Source organism: Novosphingobium sp. 17-62-19, assembly GCF_002256775.1.
Taxonomy (GTDB): domain Bacteria; phylum Pseudomonadota; class Alphaproteobacteria; order Sphingomonadales; family Sphingomonadaceae; genus Novosphingobium.
This window is the reverse complement of record NZ_NCII01000067.1, coordinates 25847-34458: the sequence shown is the minus strand read 5'-3', so window position 1 is coordinate 34458 and position 8612 is coordinate 25847. Positions and strand designations below refer to the sequence as shown.

6 protein-coding genes and 1 pseudogene are annotated in these 8612 nt (G+C 63.9%); 1 reads left to right on the top strand and 6 read right to left on the bottom strand.

What is annotated here, in order from left to right; all coding sequences use genetic code 11:
• The coding region (locus tag B7X90_RS12685) for a DNA gyrase subunit A (RefSeq protein WP_292624985.1) at positions 1-1722 on the top strand (1722 nt) is incomplete at its 5' end.
• A 209-nt stretch (positions 1723-1931) separates the two neighbouring features.
• On the opposite strand, the gene B7X90_RS12680 is transcribed toward B7X90_RS12685, so the two are convergent.
• From B7X90_RS12680 to B7X90_RS12655, 6 genes and pseudogenes are all read right to left on the bottom strand, one after another.
• Positions 1932-2201, bottom strand: a complete 270-nt coding sequence (locus B7X90_RS12680) for a hypothetical protein (RefSeq protein ID WP_292624984.1) — start codon at positions 2199-2201, stop codon at positions 1932-1934.
• Positions 2202-2415: 214 nt separating this feature from the next.
• Positions 2416-3591 (bottom strand): acetyl-CoA C-acyltransferase, encoded by a 1176-nt coding sequence (locus B7X90_RS12675; RefSeq protein WP_292624982.1) that lies wholly within the window; start codon positions 3589-3591, stop codon positions 2416-2418.
• Positions 3592-3593: 2 nt separating this feature from the next.
• Positions 3594-5189 carry a class I adenylate-forming enzyme family protein gene (locus tag B7X90_RS12670; RefSeq protein WP_292624981.1) on the bottom strand — a complete coding sequence of 532 codons (1596 nt, stop codon included), beginning with the start codon at positions 5187-5189 and terminating at the stop codon, positions 3594-3596.
• A 14-nt stretch (positions 5190-5203) separates the two neighbouring features.
• A pseudogene (locus B7X90_RS12665) lies at positions 5204-6445 on the bottom strand (3-hydroxyacyl-CoA dehydrogenase NAD-binding domain-containing protein); the annotation flags it as partial.
• A gap of 36 nt (positions 6446-6481) precedes the next feature.
• Entirely contained in the window at positions 6482-7714 is a 1233-nt protein-coding gene (locus B7X90_RS12660; protein ID WP_292624979.1) for a serine hydrolase domain-containing protein, read from the bottom strand.
• A gap of 14 nt (positions 7715-7728) precedes the next feature.
• A complete protein-coding gene (locus tag B7X90_RS12655; protein WP_292624978.1) occupies positions 7729-8529 on the bottom strand; it encodes a thioesterase family protein in 801 nt (266 codons plus the stop codon).
• Positions 8530-8612: the final 83 nt, after the last annotated feature.

Here is an 8612-nt window from a genome sequence, read left to right as displayed (position 1 = left end):
ATCTTTCCGGGCCTGTTCCCCAACCTGCTGGCCAATGGTTCCAGCGGAATCGCAGTGGGCATGGCGACCAATATCCCGAGCCACAATGTGGCCGAGATCATCGACGCCACGCTCCTGCTGATCGACAATCCGCATGTCGAGCACAGCGCGCTGATGGAAGTGTTCCACGGTCCTGATCTGCCAACCGGCGGCATCGTGGTGGAAAGCCCGGCGGCGATTTCCAACGCCTATGAAACCGGGCGCGGGGCGATCCGGGTGCGGGGGCGTTTCTCCACGGGCCGGGACGAGGCTGGCAACTGGGAGCAGACCGGCGTTGAAAAGCTGGGTGCCGGGCAGTGGCAGCTGGTCGTGTCCGAAATCCCCTACATGGTGCAGAAGGGCAAGCTGATCGAGCAGATCGCCCAGCTCATTGCCGACAAGAAGCTGCCGATCCTTGAAGACATTCGTGACGAAAGCGACGAGCAGATCCGGCTGGTGCTGGTGCCCAAGAGCCGCAATGTCGACCCGGACCTGTTGAAGGAATCGCTCTACCGGCTGACCGATCTGGAAACGCGGTTCGGCCTGAACCTCAACGTGCTGGATTCGCGGCGGACGCCGGGCGTGCTGGGGCTGAAGCTGGTGTTGCAGGAATGGGTGATCAGCCAGATTGACATCCTGCTGCGCCGTTCGCAGCACCGGCTGGACAAGATCGCGAACCGGCTGGAGCTGCTGGGCGGCTATATCATCGCCTACCTCAACCTTGACCGGATCATCGAAATCATCCGCACCGAGGATGAGCCGAAGCCGGTGATGATGGCCGAGTTCGAGCTGACTGACCGGCAGGCCGAAGCGATCCTCAACATGCGGCTGCGGTCTTTGCGCAAGCTGGAGGAAATGGAACTGCGCCGGTTGAAGCGCGATCTGAACGCGCTGCGCAAGGACTATGCCGAGGATACTGTGCTGGGTCGTCGGCGCACGACGATTGCCGAAGCCGCGCCGACGCGCGAGTTCAACATGGACGCGATGATCGAAAAGGAGCCGGTGACGGTGATCCTTTCAGGGCGCGGCTGGATCAGGGCGGCCAAGGGGCATCTGGCTCTCGATGGCGATTTCAAGTTCAAGGAAGGCGATGGCCCGGCCTTTGCGTTCCATTGCCAGACCACCGACAAGGTGCTGGTGGCGGTGGACAACGGGCGGTTCTACACGCTGGGGGCCGACAAGCTGCCCGGCGCGCGCGGCTTTGGTGAACCGATCAGGACGATGGTGGATATTGATTCCGATGCGCAGATCGTCAGCGTGGTGGTCTACAAACCCAAGGGGCAACTGCTGCTGGCGGCCAACACCGGACGCGGCTTTGCCGCAGAGATGGACGAACTGCTGGCCGAAACGCGCAAGGGGCGCGGCGTGGTTTCGACCAAGCCCGGCGTGAAGCTGGCCGCCGTGCGCGAGATTGCGGCCGAGCACGATCACGTGGCCGTGATCGGCGAGAACCGCAAGCTGGTGATCTTTGCCCTGTCCGAAGTGCCGATCCTCGCCAAGGGGCAGGGCGTGACGCTGCAACGCTACAAGGACGGCGACATGGCCGATGTCATCACGCTGCGGCTGGAAGACGGGCTGTCATGGGCGATGGGCGGCGATTCCGGGCGCACGCGCATGGAGAAGGACCTGCTGCCGTGGAAGGTGGCGCGCGGCGCTGCGGGCAGGCTGCCGCCGAACGGGTTTCCGCGGGATAACAAGTTCTGAGGTTGCTGGGCTTCTTGTTCGCGCCGAACCACCACACCTCGTCACCCCGGGCTTGACCCGGGGTCCCGCTCCCTTCGCGCAAGGGTGACGATCCCGCTGATGGCTAGGAAGAAAAGCGGGACCCCGGGTCAAGCCCGGGGTGACGGCGGGTTTTGGGGATTTTAGTTTTCGGTTGAGGGGCTGATTGGGGTGGGGAGCGGACGCTGACCTTACTCGCAAAAATCGCTCAGCACTTCTTCAGCCCACAAACGTTCCGGTCCATCAAGACCGGGCATCATCTCCCTGATCGCTGCTCGAAGGGGCGCGGGTATGCGACGGGCGGGGAGTTCCGAGAGGATGTAGAGCACAGAAGTGCGGGTCTCTGCATCAAGTAGTAGCGGGAGGAGCACCGTGGCATCTTCATCGTGCAGCCAATCGATGATAGGTCTGATGTCACCGTCACCTGAACGCAGCGTTTGATTGGCTTCTTCTAGGGTCATGCTCTGTAGGTTGGCCAATCCTCTAAGTTTCCGCAATGGCGTCGTAACCGGAACGGCAGCTTTTAGCTCAAAAATCCAGAAAGCAGCCCCTCACAAAAAGTTGTTCGACCAGATCATAGTACGCCACATTTGTGCTGTCGGTGAACCGTTGAAGCCCACCCCCGGCCCCTCCCGCCTGCGGGAGGGGTTGGGGGTGGGCCTCCTACCTATCGGCTCAAAGAACCTCGAACAGCCCGGCAGCGCCCATGCCGCCGCCGACGCACATGGTGACGACCACGTGCTTGGCACCCCGGCGCTTGCCTTCGATCAGCGCGTGCATCGTGGCGCGGGCGCCGGTCATGCCATAGGGGTGGCCGATGGAAATGGCGCCGCCGTTGACGTTGAGCAGGTCGTTCGGGATGCCCAGCTTGTCACGGCAGTAGAGCACCTGCACGGCGAAGGCCTCGTTCAGTTCCCACAGCCCGATGTCGTCCATCTTCAGGCCGAAGCGCTGGAGCAGCTTGGGGATCGCGAAGACAGGGCCGATGCCCATTTCGTCAGGCTCGGTGCCTGCAACCGCCATGCCGACATAGCGGCCAAGTGGGGTGAGGCCCTTTTGCGCGGCGAGGGCGGCTTCCATCACGATCACGGCGGCTGAACCATCGGAAAGCTGGCTGGCGTTGCCGGCGGTGACGATGCCGCCTTCGATCACGGGCTTGAGCGCTTGGAGATTTTCCAGCGTGGTCGAGGGGCGGTTGCCTTCGTCCTTGGTCAGATGGACGTCGGTGAAGGTGATCTCGCCGGTTTCCTTGTTCTGGACACCCATTGAACTGTCGGTAGCGACGATCTCGTCATCGAACTTGCCCGCAGCCTGCGCGGCGGCGGTGCGCTGCTGCGATTGCAGGGCATATTCGTCGCAAGCCTCGCGGCTGATGCCATAGCGCTGGCCGACGATTTCAGCCGTTTGCAGCATCGGCATGTAGACGGCCTTGTGCATCGCCATCAGGCTCTTGTCCGGGGCCATGCGCATGTCCTTGGTCTGGACGAGGCTGATCGATTCCTGACCGCCTGCGGCCACCACGTCCATACGGTCCATCACCACCTGCTTGGCGGCAGTGGCGATGGTCATCAGGCCGGACGAGCACTGGCGGTCCATGCTCATGCCTGAGGTGGTGACGGGCAGGCCCGCGCGCAGGGCTACCTGCCGCGCGATGTTGCCCGCCTGTGCGCCCTGTTGCAGCGCGCTGCCCCACAGCACGTCGTCCACTTCGGCGGGATCGATCCCGGCGCGGGCGACGGCGGCTTCGAGCGACAAGGCGCCGAGCGTGGCGCCCGGCGTTGCGTTGAAAGCGCCCTTGTAGGCGCGCCCGATGGGCGTGCGGGCGGCGGATACGATTACGGCGTCACGCATGGTCATGCTCCTGCTGGATTTGTCGTTTTTTCAAGGGATGTGGCGGCGAGAATGGGGTTGCCGCCGAATTTGTCGCGAAGCTCACGCTTCAGAACCTTGCCGATGGGGCTGCGCGGCAATTCGTCCACCACTTCGATGGCGGAAATGCGCTGAGTCTTGCCAAGGCGGCTGTTGGCTTCGGCGAGGATAGCTTGCGGGTCGGCGGACGGGTCGGCCAGCACCACGACGGCGAGCGGCGTCTCACCCCAGGCATCCGAAGGCACGCCAACCACGGCTGCGTCCTTCACCGCGCTCTGGCGGGTCAGTTCGGCTTCAAGGTCGCTGGGGTAGATGTTGAACCCGCCCGAGATGATCATGTCCTTGGCGCGGTCCATCAGGATCAGGAAGCCGTCCTCGTCGAACTTGCCCACGTCGCCGTGACGGATGTAGCGGCGGCCTTCAGCATCATGCCATTCGACCTCGCGGGTCTGCGCCGGTTTGCCGTGATAGCCGTTCATCATGATCGGCGAATGGCCCACGATTTCGCCCACTTCGCCTTGCGGCAGTTCGTTGCCGTCCTCGTCGATGATCTTGATGATATGGCCGGGCGAGGGCTGGCCCACGGTATGCAGCTTGTCGGGGTAGAGGTGGGCGAGCAGGACTGCGGTCGCTCCACCCTCGGTCATGCCGTAGCCATCGGTGAGGCCTCCGGGCCAGCGCTTCAGCACATCGGCCTTGAGCCAGGCGGGGAAGGGGGCGGAGGTGCAGGACTTGAGCTTGTAGGATGACAGGTCGAAGCTGTCGAAATCGGGCAATTCCATGATCCGGCGGTATTGCACCGGCACCAGCATGGCGTGCGTCACCCGCTCGCGCTGGCTGAGTTCAAGGAACGTGCGCGCATCGAATTTGCGCATCAGCACCACTTTGCCGCCAGCGGTCATCGCGGGGAGGAAACTGACCAGCGTGGTGTTGGAATAGAGCGGGGTGGAGCAGATCACCGCCGTATCATCGCCATAGCCGCCCGGAATGGTGCGGCGGGCATATTCGTGGCGCATCTTGTGGCTTTGCACGATGCCCTTGGGCGCGCCGGTGGTGCCTGAGGAGTAGATGATGTTGAACGGGTCGGCAGGCGCGGCGGGGCGCTCTTCCGGCTTTGCGCCTGCGGGGGCCATCCATGTGCTGAACGCCTCGCCCGCGTCGCTATCGTCCAGCGCGATGCGCTTGACGTTTGCAGGCAGGGCCAACCCGGCGAGCTTCTCGGCAATGTCCTTGTCTAGCAGCAGCACCCGGCTGCCGCTGTCCTTGAGCATGGCCGCGATGGTTTCGGGCGTGGCGGTGGAGGTGAGGGGGGCGGCCACCGCGCCCGCCCGGATTGCGCCAAGAAACGCGAGGCCCGTTGCCACGGAGTTCATCGCGGCGATGGCGACGGGTTCGTCTTTTGCGACGCCCTCACGCTGGAGGGCCGTGGCGATGCGATCGAGCAGAGTGTCCATTTCCGCCCAGCCAATGGAGCGGTTCTCGTCCGCCAGCGCCACCGCATCGCCCCGCCTTGCAGCGTGGGCGCGCAGGATGGTGCTGAGCGGCGTGAATTCGCTTTCGACGATAGCCTCGATCCGCATCGCCGCGCTCCCGATCAGTTGAAGGTTTCGCCCGCAGCAGCCTTGCGTTCCAGCAGCGGGGCAACCGGGAGGCCGTGCTTCTTCAGGCCAGCGACGACGGTGGCGAGGCCGATGTGATCCGCCCAGAACATTGGCCCACCGGTCCACGCGGGCCAGCCATAGCCGTTGAGCCAGACGGTATCGATGTCGCTCGCCCGCTGCGAAATGCCTTCATCAAGGATCAGCGCGCCTTCGCTGATCATCGGAAAGAGCAGGCGTTCGCGGATCTCGTCCTTGTCGATGGCGCGCTGCGGCTTGCCTTCCTTGGCGGCGAACTCTGCGATCACCGCCTTCACTTCGTCAGACGGGGTGCGCTGGCGATTGTCGTCGTAATCGTAGAAGCCCTTTTTGGTCTTCTGGCCCCAGCGGCCCTTGGCGCACAGCGCATCTCGCACGGATTCGATCCGGGCAGGATCGCGGTGCCAGCCGATGTCGAGGCCCGCGAGGTCGGCCATCTGCCACGGACCCATCGGGAAGCCGAACTCAAGCAGCGCCTCGTCCACATCCCAGTAATTCGCGCCTTCCATGATCAGGGCGTGGGCCTGCGCTTGGCGTGGGCTGAGCATCCGGTTGCCGATGAAGCCGTGGCACACGCCCGAGACGACCGGGACTTTGCCGATCTTCACTGAAAGCGCCATCACGGTGGCGAGTTGCGCCTTGCCCGTGGCCTTGCCGCGCACAACTTCAAGCAGCTTCATCACATTAGCGGGTGAGAAGAAGTGCATCCCCAGCACCGATTCCGGGCGGGAAGTGACGCTGGCGATCTCGTCGATGTCGAGATAGCTGGTGTTGCTGGCGAGGATCGCGCCGGGCTTGGCCACTTTGTCGAGCCTGCCGAAGACGTCCTTCTTCACGTCCATGCTTTCATAGACGGCCTCGATCACCAGATCGGCTTCGGCCAGCGCGTTGAAATCCAACGTCGGCGTGAGGCGCGCCATTGCGGCTTGCGCGTCGGCGGCGTCCATCTTGCCGCGCTTGACGGTGTTTTCGTAGTTCTTGCCCATCGTGGCGACGCCGCGATCGAGCGCTTCCTGCGTCATTTCCACGATGGTCACGGGGATGCCGGCGGTCAGGAAGTTCATCGTGATCCCGCCACCCATTGTGCCTGCCCCGATCACGCCGACGCGGGCGATGGGCAGAAGCTGGGTGTCGGCGGGAATGTCATCGATCGTTGCGGCCAGCTTGCGGGCAGCGTCGATGTGCTCCTTGGCGCCATTGATGGGGTCAGACATGGTTCTCTCCTCGAATGTTGGTCAGGCGCGGCTTTCTGCCAGCGCGCTGTAGATCAGCGTCTTCAACTGACGCCGGATGGGGTAGATGAAAGAGGGGTAAAGCTGCGTCATGAAGACCGCATGGATCTTTTCGACAGGGTCCACGAAAAACGCGGTCGAGAATATGCCGCCCCAGTAGAATTCGCCTGCCGAGCCGGGCACCAGCGCGCGCGCCGGATCGATGGTAACGCCAAAGCCGAGGCCGAAGCCCGCGCCTGCGTTGTAGGCCTCGCTGAACAAGGCGCGCGAAACTTGCGTGAGATCCGCGCCGCCGGGCAGGTGATTGGCCGTCATCAGTTGCAGGGTCTTGGGGCTGAGCAGGCGGGTGCCATCGGCTGCGCCGCCATTCACCAGCATCCGGCAGAAGCGGTGGTAGTCCGCCGTGGTGGACAGCAGGCCGCCGCCGCCGCTTTCGAACTGTGGCACGCGGCGGGTGCCAGATTTCTCGGCGGGATCGAACAGCAACGGCGCGCCGCCCTGCTGGTAGGCAAAGGCATCGGCAAGGCGGTGTGCCTTGTTGTCTGGGCAGTGGAAGCCGGTGTCGACCATGCCGAGCGGCGCGAAGATGCGCGTGGCGAAGAATTCGCCCAGGCTCATGCCCGAAAGCCGCGCAACGATCACGCCCAGCACATCGGTGCCGACCGAATAGTTCCATGCCTCGCCGGGGGCGAATTCCAGTGGCAGCTTGGCCAGATGTTCGATGAAGTGATCGTTGCCGGGCAGGCTGGCATGGCCGTCAAGCCGCCCCTTGCGGTAAGCTGCGTCCACGTTGGTGCGGTTCTGGATGCCGTAGGTGAGGCCAGACTGGTGCGTGATGAGGTCCACCATGCGCATCGCCGGGGCGGGCCTTGCCGGAAAGAAGCCCTGCTCTCCGCCGCCGCCAGCATAGACGCCAAGGCTCGCAAATTCAGGGATCACTTTCGTTACCGGATCGTCGAGCGCGATCTTGCCTTCTTCCACCAGCATCATGAAGGCGACCGAGGTAAGCGGCTTGGTCATCGATGCGATGCGGCAGAGCGTATCGACCGCCATCGGCGTGCCATCAGCGCGGGCCTTGCCACTGGTGTGACGATAGACCGGCTCACCATCGCGGGCGACCAGCACATCGAGGCCTGGCAGACGGCCGTTGGCGATGTATGTCTCGTCAAGAAATGCGCCGATCCGGGCAAGGCGGTCCGCCTCGAAGCCCAGCGATTTTGCGTCTGAAAGTTGCATCGGTTTGCCTGTCCTTATCCGAAGATCGCAACGCTTTGCAGGCCGTGCATGACCTGCACGCCATCGGCGTTCCACATGCGCAGTGTTTCGCTGCTGAAGCCTTCGGCCAGATGGTTCGATGCCGTTTCCAGCAGCCACCAGCCATCGCGGGTCTGCGGCGCATCGCCCAACAGCGTGAACGACCAGTTGATCGAACTGAGCGGGCCTTGGCGCTCCATCGCGCGGATCGAGCCGGGAGGCAGCGTATCGCCGATCAGCACCAGTTCGCTGATGGGATCAAGCCCACTGCGGTCTTTCAGGCGCACCCAGCGGCGCACCACGCCGGGGCGTATGTCGTCCTTCGCCTCGCCCCGGCGCAGTTCGAAGTTGCTGATGAAGTGCATTCCGGCAGGCGGGGCGATCACGTCCATGTCGGCATAGGGCAGGAAGTTTTCAGCCTGCGGTGCGGGCACGGTGCCGTTCGATGGATGCGCTGCGCCGAAAATCCACGTGGCGCGATGGGCCAGCGCGCCGCCACTGTGCAGGTCGGTCTGCAACTGGGCCACGTTCTTGCCTTCGCGCAGCATGGTGGCGCTGATATCGAGATCGGCACCGACCGGGGCGATGAAGCCCACTTGCGCAGCGCGCAACGGCGGAAGATCAGGCCGCACTTTGCGCGCTGCGGCATAGGCGAGGAACGAGGAAGCGCCGCCATACATGGTGCGCCCTTGCAGCCAGCCGTCCACGCCGCGCAGGCAGAAAGTGCCGTCGGGGGCAGATGCCATCCCTTGGGCAATCGCGCCGATGGCTGGGGCGGAAACGCCTGCCTCGCTCATGCAGCTACCACGTGCACGTGGTGCGCAACTTGTCTTTCCAAGGTTCTCTCTCCCAAGGTTCTCTGGCCTTGCTTGCCCGCTTT